This is a genomic window from Pelovirga sp. C15f (genome assembly GCF_057178085.1).
Genome location: NZ_JBXUCV010000001.1, coordinates 1 through 16,585, shown reverse-complemented (window position 1 = coordinate 16,585; position 16,585 = coordinate 1). Strand labels below are relative to the sequence as shown.

Genomic DNA, 16,585 nt, shown 5'->3' with positions numbered 1-16,585 from the left:
GATTCTGCCTCAGTTGATGATGCTGTACGGACATTACTAGCCCCTTTGGGTGGCATGAAAAACTTTATCAAACCGGGGCAGAGGGTCCTCATCAAACCCAACATGTTGTCAGGAAAGGACCCGGCACGGGCAGTAACCACCCACCCGCAGGTCGTCCGCGCTATCATCAGACAGGCCATTGCTGCCGGCGGCCAGGTCTCGGTCGGAGATTCTCCGGGGATTGGCAGCCCGGCTGCAGTGGCCCGCAAAACCGGGATCTTTGAGGTGATTGAAGAAACCGGAGCCCAGTTTGCCCCTTTTTCCGAATCAGTCATCGTCCACCCGAAGGGTAAAACTCTTAACCAGCTTGAAGTCGCAAAAGACATCCTTGATGCCGATGTCGTCATCAACGTACCAAAGCTCAAAACCCACCAGATGATGGGATTAACCTGCGCCGTTAAAAACATGTTCGGTGCTCTAGTCGGGATGCGCAAGCCGGGCATGCATCTGCAGGCCGGTGCTGACAAAAATCTGTTTGCCCGCATGCTGCTGGAGATCTGTGAGGCCCTGCCCCCGACCCTGAACATTGTTGACGCAGTCATCGGCATGGAGGGGGAAGGCCCGGGCAGCGGTGATCCGGTAAAGATCGGCGCACTACTCGCCGGCACCTCGGCCCAGGCGGTTGATACGGTTGCGACCGCGCTGGTTAAAATGCGGCCGGAGCAGGTGTTCACCCAACAACAGGCGCTGGCCAGCGGGCGCCCGCTGGCAAATCTGACCGAGCTTGAACTGGTCGGCACACCCCTGGTTGAACTGCAGATCGATCACTTTCGTGCCGCTAAAATGACCGATGTTAACTTCGGCATCCCCGGCTATTTCGGTCGGCGCCTCAAACATCTGCTGACCGCACATCCGCAGGTTGATCATCAACGCTGCGTTCGTTGCCATGCCTGCGTTAAACATTGCCCGCCCCAGGCCATGGCTATAGAGGAAAACTGCCTCAACATTGATTACGATCTGTGCATCCGCTGCTTCTGCTGTCAGGAGCTGTGCCCTCATGCCGCCCTGACAACCCACCAGGGATTGCTGTTACGGTTATCAAGTCGTCTGCGCCGATCAAGCCGCACATAAAAGGATGGCAATTGACGTTTTAACAACAGAAGGCCCGTGCATTGTGCACGGGCCTTCTGTTGTTATGAGGATGCTGTCCGGGAGTACCTAGCGAACCTGGACAACCTCTTTAACTTCCGGAATCTGCTCCATCAGGTTTTTCTCAATACCCATTTTCAGGGTCATGGTTGACATGGGACAAGAACCACAGGCACCGGTCAGTTTGACACTGACAACCCCTTCGTCCGAAACATCCACCAGCTCGACATCACCACCATCAGCCTGGAGTGCCGGGCGAATCATATCCAACACATCTTGTACACGTTGTTTCATCTGCTTATATCCTCCCTTGGTTGTTGTATAGTCCATTATAGACGCGTTCAAATTTCCAGTGCAAGTATCAGATCAAACCGGTTACCGGCAACGGGATATCCTGGATCCGCCGGCCACACAGCAAGTCAGGATGGCCGACATTTTTTCCCTGAATCAACACCTTGAAACTTTCCCCCATCCCGGCCTCAGGTAGAATCAGGCGTTTCATGCTCATGCGCAGCGCTTGCGCTTTAAGGGCATCGGTTTCACGGCTCTGCATCTGCATCAACAGCTCAAGAAAACCTAACCCCATAAGGAATTGGTACTGGTGACCAAAATAAAGGGGTTCAAGTCCATTTTCTTTCCCGACCTGTTGCAAGGCAGTAAAATCGACGTGGGCGGTCATGTCCTGACAGCCGATATGCCGATAAGGGTCTTCGTTGGTCTGATGCTTATGATAACAGAGCAAGGTGCCAGCGTGGCGTTCCGGTGCATAAAGGTCCTTGGCCAGGTAACCGTAGTCGATGGTCAGCACAAAACCTTCGGCAAGGACGCCGGCGACCTCCGTCATCCAGTCACGCGCCGCCAGATTAACCTCGCAGCGGTTGCCTTCTGCCGGGGCAATACCGATCTGCTCAAAATATTCCACCAGCTGCCGAGTCGACGGCGCACGCAATTCTTCGGCGAAGGCCCCTTGTTGGCTCACCACAAAAACTTCCTGCAGTTTACCATCAACGGTCTGAACCAGATGAACGGGGAAAGCATCGACCAGTTCATTACTCAACAGACAGCCGCGCATTCCCGCCAGATCGTCAAGAGCGCACCATTCAACGAGGCCGGCGGCGACATGCTGGTGCAGGGTTGCCTGCTGGCGTCGGCGGGCATCAGGGCTGATCTCGACAATGCGATAGGCTAATGATTGGTAGCAGGAGGGGAAATCTTCCTTGATGGCATCCAGCACATCAATTGCCAGATGCCCCTCACCGGCGCCCTGCTCAGCAACAACAAAATTACCACGACCGAGCAGTTGCCACATCTGCTCCAACTGGCGCGCAATCAAACGGCCGAAACCGGGATGCACACTGGAAGAGGTAAAAAAGTCACCCTGTTTACCGATACGGGTGCGCGCCGAGGTATAGTAACCATAGTCAGGATGGTAGAGTGCCAGTTCCATGAAGCGCGCAAAGGTTATCCCCTGTTGTGCTTCGATCTGCCGACGCAACCAGGTGACAAATTCCGGTTTTTCTTCTACTGATGTTACTGTCATCGTTGTTATCCAGGCCCGATTATTTATTAAAGACGCGGATTATTCCATCCCGCTTTGCCAATTACAACCCTTAATGTCTCCAAGGCAAGTCAGGGGCGTCAAGTGGCTGCTACCACCCGGCGGCTCACCGGTCACGTCATATAAGCCCCCGCAACCCTATCACGGCTATTGAATTATGAGAAAAATCATGCGAATATTGGGCGCCTGACAAGCTCCGGAACAAAAACAGGTTCCGGCAACCACAGATTTCACCAATGATGGAGAGATTGAACAAATGGCAATCATTACCTTTTCCAGAGAAATGGGCAGCGGAGGGATTCCTATCGCTCAGCAACTGGCTGAAGAAATCGGTTACGAGCTGGTCGATGGTGACGCACTCAGAGAAGCCGCATCAGCCTATGACCTGACCGAAGCTGCACTGCAACAGGCCGATGAGAAGCCACCGGCATTCGTCGACGCCCTCGATCGTCAAATTGATCTGAGTGTTCACCGCATCCAACTCTTTGTGCTTGAACGGGCATTGCAGGGGAATGTCATCATCTACGGGCGTGGCGGGCAGGATCTGCTCCCAGGCATTCAAAGTGTCCTGCGGGTTCGTGTCATTGCTCCTTTTGAGGAGCGGGTTGGGCGTTGGGCCGAACGGGAGTGGATTGATCCGGATCTCGCCCGCTTCCTGGTGCGCAGAAGTGACCAGCAGCGCGCCGGATTTATCAAGTATTACTTTGATCGTGACTGGGAAAACCCCCTCGACTATGATCTGGTCATCAATACTGTACGCATGACCAACGACTGCGCGGTCAAACTGATCAAAACCGCGGTTGAGGATCCTTACTTGTTAGAAATGCAGCATCTGTGCGAAAAGACCATCAAAGATCTGATCATCCAGAAAAAGATTCAGATTGTCCGCCTGGCGGATGAGCGCATTGATGACATCTGGTTTAATATCGACGTAAGCGACGGCAAAGTGGTCCTTTCCGGCCACATCCACAGCGATGCAGAACGCCAGGCGGCCCTCGAAAATGCCAAACAGGTCGAAGGGGTCAAAAGTGTTGTTGACAAACTGAAGGTGGTTCACTACTGATCATCGGTGTCACAGGCTCCGGTGCCATATTTATTGTCAGATCAAACGCCGGCATTGCCGGCGTTTTCTTTCCTTACCACAATTGTTTCAAGGAGCATGATCGATGGCCGGCCATAGCAAATGGGCAAACATTAAACACCGCAAAGGCGCTCAGGACGCAAAACGCGGCAAAATATTCACCAAACTGATTAAGGAAATTACCATATCCGCGCGTATCGGCGGAGCGGACCTGGAAGCGAACGCGCGTCTGCGTCTGGCCGTTGACAAAGCCAAACAAGCCAACATGCCCAAAGACAATATCGAGCGGGCAATCAAAAAAGGGACCGGCGACCTTGACGGTGTCACCTACGAAGAGGGCACGTTCGAGGGCTATGGTCCTGGCGGCGTTGCAGTAATGGTCGAATTCATGACCGACAATCGCACCCGTACGGTAGCAGAGGTGCGCCACGCCTTTAATAAATACGGTGGCAGCCTGGGGGTCAGTGGCTCAGTGGCTTTTATGTTTGACCGCAAGGGACAGATTATTTTTGACAAGAGCAACGACTTTGACACCATCTTTGAAGCTGCACTTGAAGCCGGCGCAGAGGATGTCAAGGATGATGGCGACTGTATTGAAGTGATTGTTGAACCAGCTGGCTATGAAGCGGTACGCAATCACTTAAGTGCCCGGGGCCTGACCTACCTGTCGGCTGAAGTCACCATGATTCCACAAACGATGACAGCAGTTACCGGGAGTCAGGCTGAGTCCCTGATGAAGATGATTGACGTTCTGGAAGATAACGATGATGTTCAGAACATCCACGCCAACTTCGATATTGACGACGACGAGATGGAAAAACTTATGGGCTGAGCTATTCAGCCACGAATTGACGAGAAGCATGCGCATACTGGGAATAGATCCGGGGAGCAAAACCACCGGCTACGGTTTTATTGAACAACGCGGTAACAACCTGCGCCATCTCGACAACGGGGCCATTTTTACCGACAGCAAGACCGAACTGGCGCTACGATTGCACCGCATCTACAGCGAAATCTGTCGTTTGATCGCCTGCTACCACCCCGATGCGGTTGCGGTTGAACAGGTCTTCATGGCACGTAACCCGGCATCGGCGCTCAAGCTTGGTCATGCCCGTGGCATCGCCCTGCTGGCGGGGGTCAATGCCGGTTTGCCGGTCTTTGAATATTCCGCGCTGCAGGTGAAATCAGCGGTCGTCGGCTATGGTCGGGCCGGCAAGAACCAGGTACAGCAGATGACCAAGGTCCTGCTAAACCTCCCTGAAATTGCCCAGGAAGATGCCGCCGATGCCCTGGCGGTCGCTATTTGTCATGCCCATAGTCATCACCTGAACAACAAGATAAAACCGGACCAGCACAAGCTACAACGGAGACCCTCCTGATGATTGCCCTGCTTAGCGGCCAACTGGCTCATCGCGCCCCCGATCATATCATTGTTGATGTTGGCGGCGTCGGCTATCAACTGCATATTCCTTTGTCGACCTTTTATCGTCTGCCGGAAACCGGATCGGTGCGTTTGCAGGTTCATACCAACGTCAGGGAGGATGCCATTACCCTGTTCGGGTTTTTTACCGTTGCGGAAAAAGATCTATTCACCCTGTTGATATCTGTTTCCGGTGTCGGTCCCAAGCTGGGCATCACCATCCTCTCGCACATTGCTCCAGCCGAACTGGCTCTGGCCTTAAGCCAGGGGGACGTCAACCGCCTGATCGCCATTCCGGGGATCGGCAAGAAAAGTGCCGAACGCCTGGTCCTCGAATTACAGGACAAAGCCAGCACTTATGCAATTTCTGCATCTATCAGCGTCCCGCACACCGACACCGATACGACCGACTCACACCATCAGGATGCCCTCTCGGCATTGATTAACCTGGGGTATAAAGAGTCTCTGGCTAAACAGGCCCTGAAAAACCTTAAGTCAGCACCGGGAGCACCGCTGGAGCAGATTCTTAAAGCAGCGCTGCAGATTCTGCTGAAATAATCGCATTGACGGAGAGTCCATGGATGATCGCCTGATTAACCCCGCCGGTCAGCCGGCAGAAGATCAACTTGATCTGTCGCTGCGCCCCCGTTCTCTTAAAGATTATGTCGGTCAGGCCAAAGCCCGGGGCAACCTTCAGGTTTTCATCGATGCGGCCCGTAACCGCCGCGAAGCCCTCGATCATGTCCTTTTCTATGGACCACCGGGCCTTGGCAAAACCACCCTGGCCAATATTATTGCCCATGAAATGGGGGTCAATATCAAGAGCACTTCGGGGCCGGTCATCGAAAAAACCGGCGATCTGGCTGCGGTACTGACCAATCTCGAAGAAGGTGACGTCCTTTTTATTGACGAAATCCACCGCCTCTCGCCAGTCGTTGAAGAGATCCTCTACCCGGCAATGGAAGACTACCAGCTTGATATCCTCATTGGGCAGGGACCTTCTGCGCGCACCATTAAACTCGACATCCCGCGGTTTACCCTGGTCGGGGCCACAACCCGCGCCGGGCTGCTGTCTTCCCCCTTGCGTGATCGCTTCGGGGTTATTTGTCGACTGGAATTTTATTCAACCGAAGAGTTGACCACTATCGTTAAACGCAGTGCCGGCATCCTGAATATCCCGGTTGACGAAAAAGGGGCCTGGGAGATTGCCCGTCGCAGTCGTGGTACCCCGCGCATTGTCAATCGTTTGTTACGACGGGTACGGGATTTTGCTGAAATTGAAGGTGACGGTGTCATCAGCCAGAAATTAGCTGATCGTTCTCTTGGCCGACTGGAGGTTGATCAGCAAGGACTCGATCACATGGACCGGCTGTTGCTGCTCACCATGATCGACAAGTTTGGTGGCGGTCCCGTCGGCCTTGATACTCTGGCAGCTGCCATCGGCGAGGAGCGTGATACGATTGAAGAAGTGATTGAGCCCTATCTGATTCAAAAGGGCTTTTTAAACCGTACGCCACGTGGGCGCGTGGCAACAGAAAGCTGCCTGCAGCATTTTCATCGCGAAAAGCCACACCCTGTCAGCGACTCCCTGTTCAAGGACTGATTATCTGTTCATGACCAAGCATCTCGAACAGTTTGCCCTGCAGCTTAAAAATTGGGCACAAGATATTATTGACCATGGGCGCACGCCTTTTCGCCGCGTCGATTGCCTGCCGGCTATCGTTACTGAAGCCGGCGTTGTTCGACCACCACTGATATTCTGGATCAATCGCCAGAGCATGATGGCCGGCGGGATAGTCCTTCTACCTGAAAAAAATCTGGCTGAAGAACTGGAACGGGGCAGACACTGTACCGAGGCCTTAGGTCTTGGTCACTTTGTCACCTGGGAAACTGAACAGGTTCGTTTATGGCGAATCAGCGACGGTGATATCAGTGAAGAGAAACGTTTCCCTTTGCCGGGAACTGATCACCCTGATTTTTTTCGTCACCTACTTCGTGATCTTATTGACGCATTGAAAATTCCTGCGGTCACCGGCGCCATCCCCCGGGGCCAACTCTCACACCATTACTTTCACAACCTGTTTAATATTGCCGAAGAACTTGCTTTGCCCGCCCTGACCGATGCCTTTCGTAGCCAGCGGGCCGAGGAATTTGAGGGAATTGCCTTTGATGTCGATCAGCGCGCCCTCGAGGCCAACCGCCTGTTCCTGCTCCAACTTCTCACTGCATTGAGATTTGGTCTGCTACCTGACATCCTGCTTCCTGAAGATCTCGGTGAAGTTATCACGACAGCTTTGGAACGAGCGCCCGAGCCTTTTAATACCAGCCTGGTCTACCGCTGGGATGCGGCGCCCCTGTCTCTGCCCAACGAAACTGCCGTCTGCTATCATCACCTGCTTTTGCGCCTGCAACAGTTATGCTGGACGACACCGACCCAGCGCATGGAGCAAAGCTTGCGCAATCTTCTTGATCTCTGGTATCCGGAGAGTGGCAATTGCCCGATGGAAGAGGCCAACATATTAGTGTACCCCCGCACCCCGGCCGTTAGTCCCAACCTGCGTGCGGTTCTGTCTGATTCGCCCTTACTGTTGGCCGGCACCGCTATTACGCGCGAGCTTGCCAGCCTGCCACTGCCGACATTCTACTACGACTCATTGATGTCATTAACCCCGGAAACTATCTGTCGCGGCAATCTTTCGGCCTGGTTACTGAGCCCGATCCCCATCTCCCGCAACGAAAGAGCCCTGTTTAGTGCCCGACTGCGCACATCGTGGCCACATCGCAATTTCAAGATCCTGACCGATCAACCACGTTGGAAATGGCAATTGATCCACCTCCTCGGTATTTCTCAGCCGCAACAACACCTGCAGATTGAATGCCCTGTTGACCTGGTCGAGACCGCTGCTGATGATCCCCTGTGGTCACTTTTGTGTGAACATTTCCATCTGCGTGAAATCGTCAAGAGTGAGCTCAGCTTGTGCTTATCACTTTCTCGCTCCCCGCTGAATACCGAGCCGACACTAATTAAGGCCGCCGCCGACAAGGCTGAAGTGTCCCTTGTTTTTACTGAACCGGAGCAATTTCGCCAGCAATTAATCAGTGCCCTGCGGTTACCTGAGCCCAAAACAGACAAAGAAGCACCTGCCGGCAAAACTACCGTTCAAGCATCAAAAAACGTCAAACAGCAGATCATCGAACAACTACAAGCCCACGGCATTCCCAATTTTCCGGATCAGTACCTGTATTTTCTTGACCATCCCGACATGCTAAACTATGTCATCACTCCGCCCCTTAAAGTCGTTTCCAAGCTCCTTGGTCAATTCGATATGGTCGATGGAGAAGGTCGGCCCTTAAACGGTTACGGGGAAGAGCTTGAGCAGGCGTTGCTGATCTGCTCCCGCCTGGGCAAAACGGCTTTCGATCTGCCCAGCGATCGCAAGCAGCTGGAGCAGATCCTGCAACGCTACCGCAAGGATCTCGACAACCTGCATCAACTGTTGAGCGACTTAAGCTACAGACAGATGGAAAAGCCACAGGCGGCGCGCAATCTGGTCCGCAATATCTGGAAAAAACTTGAACTGCCCGATCCGGACTGGTTTAAAAATTGACAGCGGCCTGCAGATGACTCAACATGGTTAACATCCCTAGAAAAAAACGGAAGCTATGAACATTCTACTCCACATCTGCTGCGCCAACTGCGCCATTTACCCGGTCACCATGCTGCGTCAGCAAGAGCACGAGGTAACAGGCTTTTTCTACAATCACAATATCCATCCCTATCAGGAATTTCGTAAACGCCTGGCTACCACTCGTGAGTACGCCAATCAGGTCAAACTGCCGCTGGTGGTTAATGACAACTATCTTCTCGATGAGTTTCTCGCACATGTTGCCCAGAAGCCCGAACAACGCTGCAAATATTGCTATCAGTCGCGCTTGCGCGTAGCGGCCGAGCAGGCGCACAAGACAGGTGCTGAAGCGTTCACCACGACCCTGCTCTATTCACGTTACCAGCAGCATGATGCAATTGTTGATTATGGTCGGCAGCTGGCGGCAGAATTCCGGTTAACTTTTTTTTACGAGGATTATCGTCGCGGCTGGAACGAAGGGATCAGAATTTCCAAGCAGCTGGGTCTCTACCGCCAGCAATACTGTGGCTGCATTTATTCTGAGCGGGATCGCTACGCCGGATGATCCCCCTCTGTTCATGGTTGAAGCATCCAGCCCAACTGTTATAATCAAACGCAACGACAGGTCACTTCAAACAGTCGCAAGGAGTTTATTATGATTGAAATCATCGAAAAAACATTACTTACCGGTCTTGGGGCTCTGTCCATGTCACAAAAAAAAGCAGAAGAGTTAGTGTGCGACCTCAAGGAACGTCTTAACTTAAGTGAAGAAGAAGGCAAAAAGCTGTTGGACAAGTTGCAACAAACAGCCAAGGAAAACCAGCGCAAGCTGGAGTCAGTAGCACAGGAAGAGGTCAAAAAAGCCCTTGAACGGATGGGCGTCGTAACAGAAGAAGAATTTCATGCCCTGGAGAAAAAGGCGACGGCCCTGGAGAAAAAGGCGGATACCCTCGAGAAAAAGGTGGATGCCCTGGAAAAAAAACTCAAAGCAATTGAGCAATAGGTTGCCGGCAGGACACAATTTTGCCTTTTAATCGATTCAACCGCAATGTCCGGTCGCTTAAGCGCTACCGTCAGGTACTTTCTGTGCTGTTCAAGTATGGCTTCGGCCATATCATCGAACAGCTCAATATCGATTATTATATTCAACTCGGCAAACGCGCGGTTACTTTCGGGTCAACCTCGCGGGACCTGCAACGACTTCCCCACGGCGCGCGTTTTCGTCTGGCTCTCGAAGAACTGGGGCCGACCTTCATCAAACTTGGGCAGTTACTATCCACCCGCCCCGATCTGGTTCCCGAAGATATCATCAACGAACTCAAAAAACTTCAGGACCACCTTCCGGCAGTGCCCCTTGATGAAGTCCAGGCACAGATCCATTCCGAGCTCGGATATCCGGCAGAAGACCTCTTTACCTCCTTTGAGACCATTCCCCTGGCTACCGCGAGCATGGCCCAGGTTCACCGGGCAACGTTGAAAGACGGCACCAAGGTTGTCTGCAAGATTCGCCGCCCAGGGATCGAGGCGTTAATCACTACCGACGTAGATATTATGATGGGGCTCGCCTACCTGGCCAACAAGCACCTGCCGGGGGCCGACATGTACGACCCGGTGGGCATCGTCAAGGAATTTCGTCGATCGATTCAACGCGAACTCGATTTCTCCCGAGAAGGACGAACCATTGATCGTTTTCGGAAAAATTTTGAGGAGGACGAAACGGTTCATATTCCCGCCGTCTATTGGGAGTATACCGGGCACACGGTCCTGACTATGGAATACGTATCCGGTATCAAGATCTCCAACTTTGAAGAATTAAACCGTGCCGGACATGATCTTAAACTGATCGCCCGGCGCGGAGCAAACAGCTTTCTTAAGCAGGTTTTTCAATTCGGACTGTTTCATGCAGATCCTCATCCCGGTAATCTGCACATTCTGGAAGATGATGTCATCTGTATCTTCGACTTCGGCATGGTCGGGCGACTGGACGATGAACTCAAACTTCATCTCACTGAACTGCTCCTGGCCGTATTGCGCCGTGATGCCGACCACATCATCACACAGTTATTATACTCAGGGGATCTTAACGACGAGTCAAACCGTAAAAGTCTGCGCCATGAACTTTCTGAATTTATTGAAGACTATTACGACACCCTGCTGCAGGACATCAAGGTCGGCAAGCTGCTGTTTGATTTTATCCAGATCCTTTCGCACTACCAGATCAAGTTTCCTTCCAATCTGATGCTGCTGTCACGCTCACTGATTGCCATGGAGGGCATTGGCAGACAGCTCGATCCACACTTCAACATGGTTGAGCAACTGCGACCTTTTGCTGAGGAGATAGTCAAAAAACGCTACTCTCCCGGTAACATGACCAGGGATATTGCCGGTACCATCCGCGAATACCACGCTCTGAGCAAAAGCCTGCCAAAAGACATCAAAGAATTCATCAATCGTATCAATCGTAATCAGTTCAAAATAGATCTGGAACACCGTGGTCTGGAGCGGCTGGTTACTGACCTGGAAAAATCGACCAACCGGATTTCCTTCAGCATGGTGATTGCTGCGCTGATTATCGGTTCCTCTGTCGTTATGCAAATCGATAAAGGTCCAAGCCTGATGGGATTCCCTGTTATTGGTTTATTTGGATATTCGGTTGCCGGCTTTCTCGGCTTTGGTCTGGCCATCGCCATTCTCAGATCCGGCCGACTGTAACAGGCTGGTGACGGCATGTAACTGTGGCATAATCACCACAGCAAATTTCTGATTCCATCACGAACCCGCCACACTCTAAAAAAATCCAGACATCTGCCTTCAATAAATTCAGCAGTTTAAGACATCTAGCAGATGGCACAACTTTTGCTTAATGTTAGGATCAGGTTAAATGCTATAAATATCCAGCAGATCGGAATCTCAATGATTTTTCAGCGCACGCTCTCTAAAAACATCAACATTTCCGGAATCGGCCTGCATAGCGGTGCGCGCATTAATATGCGCATGCGCCCGGCTACAGCCAATACCGGTATTATTTTTCATCGCACTGATGGTGACACGAACGTCAGCATCAAGGCCTGTTCAAAAAATGTTGTCGATACCCGCATGGCGACCGTGATCGGGCACAATGGTGTCACCGTGTCGACCATTGAACACCTGATGGCTGCACTAGCAGCTTTTTCTATCGACAATCTGCATATCGACATCGACGGCCCGGAAGTACCGGTGCTGGATGGCAGCGCTGCTCATTTTGTGCGCGAATTTCAACAGGTGGGATTTACCACGCTGGGCGAACCACGCAAATTCATAGCGATTCGCAAACCGCTGGAAATCATTGAAGGGGAAAAACGGATCAGCCTTATCCCCTCACGCTTTTTCAGAATCACTTTTGATATCGCCTTTGATCATCCGGCTATTTCAGTGCAGAATCACAGCTTCAAGTTTGACACCGAAAGCTTCTGCAAAGAGATTGCCTCATCCCGCACCTTTGGCTTTCTTCATGAGGTAGAATACCTCAAAGCTAACGGTCTGGCCCGTGGTGGTTCCCTCGAAAACGCCGTGGTGATCGACGACAACGGGGTGATGAATCCCGAAGGATTACGCTACCATAACGAGTTTGTGCGCCATAAGATCCTTGACGCTGTGGGCGACTTCAGTCTGCTGGGGGCGCCGCTGCTCGGCCATATCCGCGCATTCAAAGCCGGCCATGATCTTAACGCCAAAATGGTCAGGCTGATTGAAAATCATCCTGACCACTGGGTCTATGTCGATTTCACTGAAGAAGCCTTGCGCGAGGCCCAGCGCGTTTTTTCCGGTGCCCGTGCTACTGAACTTGTTTTCAACAAAGCATAAAACAATAAGCCTTCGCAGATCCACAAAAGAGCGGCCCGTATCCGGCTGCTCTTTTTTTATCCGGAAGAAACCACCTATCATGCTTGTGTTGTCGGCACGCATTCTCTAAAATCAGCAAGCGCAGCGATAATGTTCCAGCGAGGCAGGCTTGCATGACAACTACCGACTCACATTCTGACGAAACATCCAAGCCTCGGCGTAAAAGTCGTGATTGGTTCGCGATTCTTTTAGCGCTCATACTGCTTCTGCTCATTCCCCAACTTGAAGTACATCTGGTAGATCTGACATCACAACTACCGATCAGCAACAGCATCATCGCCCTGGCTGTGATCAATCTGAATATCCTGCTGATCCTGCTGTTTTTGTTCCTGATTTTTCGCAACCTGTTCAAACTGCTGCTGGAACGCCGCCGTGGTGTCCCCGGCGCCAAGCTCCGCAGTAAGCTGGTTGGAGCATTCATTGCGCTATCCCTGATTCCTACCCTGTTGCTTTTTTTGGTATCGGCCGGCTTTATTCGCAACAGTATTGACAACTGGTTCAGCACCCAGGTCGAGATGGCTCTGGATGAATCCCTTGAGGTTGCGCAAACCTACTACCGTAATTCAGAAGCCAACGCCCTGTATTATGCTGACCAATTGAGTCAACGAATCCGCCGCGAGCGCCTTCTCAATGAGGAAAATCTTCCACAACTGCGCGAACTCATCAAGGAAAAGCAGGAGGAATACAATTTAGGCATCGTTGAAGTTTTCTCGGCAACCCATGAAGAACTGGTGCGGGTTGCCAACCCGAAGCTGCCAATTTTCGACATTACGCCGGCTACTTCAGACCCGGTGCGAGAAGGTCTGCAGGGAATACGATTTTCGCAGATTACAACGGTCGGCCAGGCCGATTTGATCCGTGGTATTGTTCCGGTACAATCAAACTGGGATTCCAGGGACATCGTCGGTGTTGTGGTTGTCAACTATTACGTTCCCTACTCCCTCATTGTCAAAATGAAGGAGATTGCCTCTTCGGTCGAACAGTATAAAACCACTCGATCCATCAAGGGACAGATTCAGCAGAGCTACGTCATTGTTTTGCTGCTGATCGCACTGATCATCATGTTTCTGGCCACCTGGTTCGGCTTCCACCTGGCCCGCGGCATTACCGTCCCGATCCAGGAGTTGGTAAGCGCAACAACACGGGTAGCATCGGGAGATCTTGACATTCAGCTGGAAACCACCAGTACCGACGAAATTGGTGCCCTGGTACAGGCATTCAACAAAATGACCGGCGATTTACGTTATGGTCGCCAGGAAATAAACGCCGCCAACCTGGAACTCAAGCGCTCCAATCTCGAACTTGACCGGCGCCGCAACTACATGGAAATTGTTCTGGCGAACGTTACTGCCGGGGTTATTTCCATTGATCGCCATGGCTGCTTGACCACGGTAAACAAATCGGCGGAAAACCTCCTGCACATGAAAGCAGACAAGGTCCTTGGCAGGGACTTCAGAGAAGTTATCCCCAATGTATATATGCCTCAGATCATGACTCTGCTAAAAGATCTCTTCTATTCAGAAAAAGGCACGGTGCGTCAGCACATGACCATTCCCATAGGTGCTGAAAAATACACCTTGATGATCAACCTGACCACGCTGCGGGACAATGAAAATAATTTTATGGGAACTGTTGTTGTTTTTGATGATCTTACGCAACTATACAAGGCTCAGCGCATGGCCGCATGGCGAGAGGTGGCACGCCGCATTGCCCACGAAATCAAAAATCCGTTAACCCCCATCCAGCTCTCCGCACAGCGTCTACGCCGCCGCTATCTTGATCGCTTCAATGCCGAGGACGATGTCTTTGACGAGTGTACCAGCATGATCAGCAAACAGGTTGATGAGTTGAAGAATCTGGTTAACGAGTTTTCCAACTTTGCCCGCATGCCGGCCACCAATCCTACCCTGAATAACCTGAATGACGTTATCCTCGAATGTCTGACCCTCTATCGTCAGGCCCATAAGGATATCAGGTTTGATACACTCCTTGACAACAATCTGCCCAACAGTAAATTTGACCGTGAGCAGATCAAACGGGTACTGATCAATTTGCTGGAAAATGCTGTCAGTGCTACCCCCGCCAATGGGTCGATCACACTGGGTTCCAGCTTTAATCAGGAGATCAATATTATTACCCTGACAGTTTCAGACACCGGCTGCGGCATTCCGGTGCAAAACAAGCCGCGCCTGTTTGAACCCTACTTTTCCACTAAAAAAACCGGCACAGGTCTCGGCCTTGCGATTGTTTCTACCGTCGTTGCCGACCACAACGGTTATATCCGGGTCAAAGATAACGAGCCTCAGGGCACCCAGTTTATTATCGAATTACCGGCAGACGATAGCGTCTGAGCACTGACCGACAGGAATACCTACTGATGAAACATATCCTTATCGTTGATGATGAAGAGAGTATACGTCAAAGCCTTGAAGGAATACTAAAAGATGAAGGCTTTAAAACCACCTTTGCGGCCAATGGCGAACAATGCCTGCAGATGATGAATGCTGAAGATCCCGACCTGATTCTTCTCGACATCTGGATGCCCGGAATTGACGGACTTGAAACCCTGAAAAGAATCAAACAGACCAGGTCACAGCAACTGGTTGTCATGATGAGCGGCCACGGAACAATTGAAACCGCCATCAAGGCAACCCGCCTTGGAGCCTTCGATTTTATTGAAAAACCCCTGTCGTTGGAAAAAGTCCTGTTATCCATTGAAAATGCCTTGAAGATCGGACAATTAGTTGCTGAAAACACGGCCCTTAAAGAAAAATTGGCGCGCGATTATCAGATGATTGGAGAAAGCCAGGCGATCAGAAAACTTAAAGCTCAAATCAAGGTCGCGGCACCCAGTTCCGGCTGGGTATTGATTACCGGTGAAAATGGTACCGGCAAAGAACTGGTGGCACGTGCCATTCATCAACAGTCCGGCCGGAGTGACAAGCCTTTTGTAGAAGTTAATTGTGCTGCGATTCCGGAAGAGCTGATTGAGTCTGAATTATTTGGGCATGAAAAAGGCGCCTTTACCGGAGCAACAGCGGCGCGACGTGGAAAGTTTGATCAGGCCAACGGCGGCACCTTGTTTCTTGATGAAATAGGTGACATGAGCCTGAAAACCCAGGCAAAAATTCTGCGGATCCTGCAGGAACACAAGTTTGAGCGGGTTGGTGGCAACCGTACTATCGTGGTTGATGTGCGGGTGATTGCGGCAACCAATAAGATCCTGCCGCAGGAGATAAAAAGTGGAAACTTCCGTGAAGATCTATATTTCCGCCTCAATGTTCTCCCTTTTGTGGTGCCATCACTAAGCCATCGCAAAGAAGATATTCCCCTTTTGTGCAACCACTTTTTGCATTTTTTCTGCAGTAAAGAAAGCCGGGAAAATAAAACGATCAGCGATGATGCCCTGCAATGCATGATGGCTTACGATTGGCCTGGAAATGTCAGAGAGTTAAAAAACCTGATTGAACGCTTGGTGATAATGACCCCGGGAACAGAGATAAAACCCTCTGATTTACCACAGGATATCAGCCACTTAAGGCCTTCTGACACTCTGACTGCAACACTTGTGGAAGACCTGCCGGACTCATATAAGGAAGCAAAAGAAATTTTTGAGGAACAGTTTCTGATTGAAAAATTAAAAAAGAACAGCTGGAACATTTCGCGTACCGCCGAAGAAATCGGTCTGGAGCGCTCCAACCTTCACAGAAAAATCAAATACTATCAACTTAACCCCGACTAAGTAGCCAGAAATAAAGATAAAAAAAAAGCCCTCCAGTAACTGGAGGGCTTTTTGGGGTATAATTTCGGCGGCGACCTACTTTCCCACATCGTTTCCAATGCAGTATCATCGGCGCGGTAGGACTTAACTTCTGTGTTCGGGATGGGAA

At 51.3% G+C, this 16,585-nt stretch carries 15 protein-coding genes and 1 rRNA gene; 13 read left to right on the top strand and 3 right to left on the bottom strand.

Annotated features, from left to right (window positions below):
* The first annotated feature begins 54 nt into the window (after positions 1-54).
* On the top strand, positions 55-1,110 hold the full coding sequence (locus AC1931_RS00080; protein ID WP_483875189.1) for a DUF362 domain-containing protein: 1,056 nt from the start codon (positions 55-57) through the stop codon (positions 1,108-1,110).
* A gap of 87 nt (positions 1,111-1,197) precedes the next feature.
* On the opposite strand, the gene AC1931_RS00075 is transcribed toward AC1931_RS00080, so the two are convergent.
* A complete protein-coding gene (locus tag AC1931_RS00075) occupies positions 1,198-1,422 on the bottom strand; it encodes a NifU family protein (RefSeq protein ID WP_483875188.1) in 225 nt (74 codons plus the stop codon).
* 67 nt (positions 1,423-1,489) lie between these two features.
* Positions 1,490-2,668 carry a class I SAM-dependent methyltransferase gene (locus AC1931_RS00070; protein WP_483875187.1) on the bottom strand — a complete coding sequence of 393 codons (1,179 nt, stop codon included), beginning with the start codon at positions 2,666-2,668 and terminating at the stop codon, positions 1,490-1,492.
* Positions 2,669-2,942: 274 nt separating this feature from the next.
* On the opposite strand from AC1931_RS00070, the gene AC1931_RS00065 reads away from it, so the two are divergent.
* The 12 genes from AC1931_RS00065 (at position 2,943) to AC1931_RS00010 (ending at position 16,437) form a co-directional block, all read left to right on the top strand.
* The gene (locus tag AC1931_RS00065; protein WP_483875186.1) at positions 2,943-3,749 is read left to right on the top strand and encodes a cytidylate kinase family protein; all 807 of its coding nucleotides are present in this window, start codon (positions 2,943-2,945) and stop codon (positions 3,747-3,749) included.
* A gap of 103 nt (positions 3,750-3,852) precedes the next feature.
* Complete coding sequence (locus AC1931_RS00060) at positions 3,853-4,599, top strand: YebC/PmpR family DNA-binding transcriptional regulator (protein ID WP_483875185.1); 747 nt, start codon at positions 3,853-3,855, stop codon at positions 4,597-4,599.
* A gap of 28 nt (positions 4,600-4,627) precedes the next feature.
* Positions 4,628-5,146, top strand: coding sequence for a crossover junction endodeoxyribonuclease RuvC (gene ruvC / locus AC1931_RS00055; protein ID WP_483875184.1), 519 nt, complete (start codon positions 4,628-4,630; stop codon positions 5,144-5,146).
* On the top strand, positions 5,146-5,745 hold the full coding sequence (gene ruvA, locus AC1931_RS00050; RefSeq protein ID WP_483875183.1) for a Holliday junction branch migration protein RuvA: 600 nt from the start codon (positions 5,146-5,148) through the stop codon (positions 5,743-5,745). The genes ruvC and ruvA overlap by 1 nt, the downstream gene beginning before the upstream one ends.
* A 19-nt stretch (positions 5,746-5,764) precedes the next feature.
* Entirely contained in the window at positions 5,765-6,790 is a 1,026-nt protein-coding gene (gene ruvB / locus AC1931_RS00045) for a Holliday junction branch migration DNA helicase RuvB (protein ID WP_483875182.1), read from the top strand.
* Positions 6,791-6,800: 10 nt separating this feature from the next.
* A complete protein-coding gene (locus AC1931_RS00040; protein ID WP_483875181.1) occupies positions 6,801-8,795 on the top strand; it encodes a hypothetical protein in 1,995 nt (664 codons plus the stop codon).
* 55 nt (positions 8,796-8,850) lie between these two features.
* On the top strand, positions 8,851-9,378 hold the full coding sequence (locus AC1931_RS00035) for an epoxyqueuosine reductase QueH (RefSeq protein ID WP_483875180.1): 528 nt from the start codon (positions 8,851-8,853) through the stop codon (positions 9,376-9,378).
* 90 nt (positions 9,379-9,468) lie between these two features.
* On the top strand, positions 9,469-9,816 hold the full coding sequence (locus AC1931_RS00030) for a phasin family protein (protein ID WP_483875179.1): 348 nt from the start codon (positions 9,469-9,471) through the stop codon (positions 9,814-9,816).
* A gap of 20 nt (positions 9,817-9,836) precedes the next feature.
* A complete protein-coding gene (locus tag AC1931_RS00025; RefSeq protein ID WP_483875178.1) occupies positions 9,837-11,525 on the top strand; it encodes an ABC1 kinase family protein in 1,689 nt (562 codons plus the stop codon).
* Positions 11,526-11,726: 201 nt separating this feature from the next.
* Positions 11,727-12,656, top strand: coding sequence for a UDP-3-O-acyl-N-acetylglucosamine deacetylase (gene lpxC, locus AC1931_RS00020; RefSeq protein WP_483875177.1), 930 nt, complete (start codon positions 11,727-11,729; stop codon positions 12,654-12,656).
* Between the two features lie 152 nt (positions 12,657-12,808).
* Positions 12,809-15,046: a sensor histidine kinase gene (locus AC1931_RS00015; RefSeq protein ID WP_483875176.1), complete on the top strand. Its 2,238-nt coding sequence runs from the start codon at positions 12,809-12,811 to the stop codon at positions 15,044-15,046.
* 26 nt (positions 15,047-15,072) lie between these two features.
* Positions 15,073-16,437: a sigma-54-dependent transcriptional regulator gene (locus AC1931_RS00010; protein WP_483875175.1), complete on the top strand. Its 1,365-nt coding sequence runs from the start codon at positions 15,073-15,075 to the stop codon at positions 16,435-16,437.
* A 62-nt stretch (positions 16,438-16,499) separates the two neighbouring features.
* Here the strand turns inward: AC1931_RS00010 and rrf are convergent.
* A 5S ribosomal RNA gene (gene rrf / locus AC1931_RS00005) occupies positions 16,500-16,585 on the bottom strand; the annotation flags it as partial.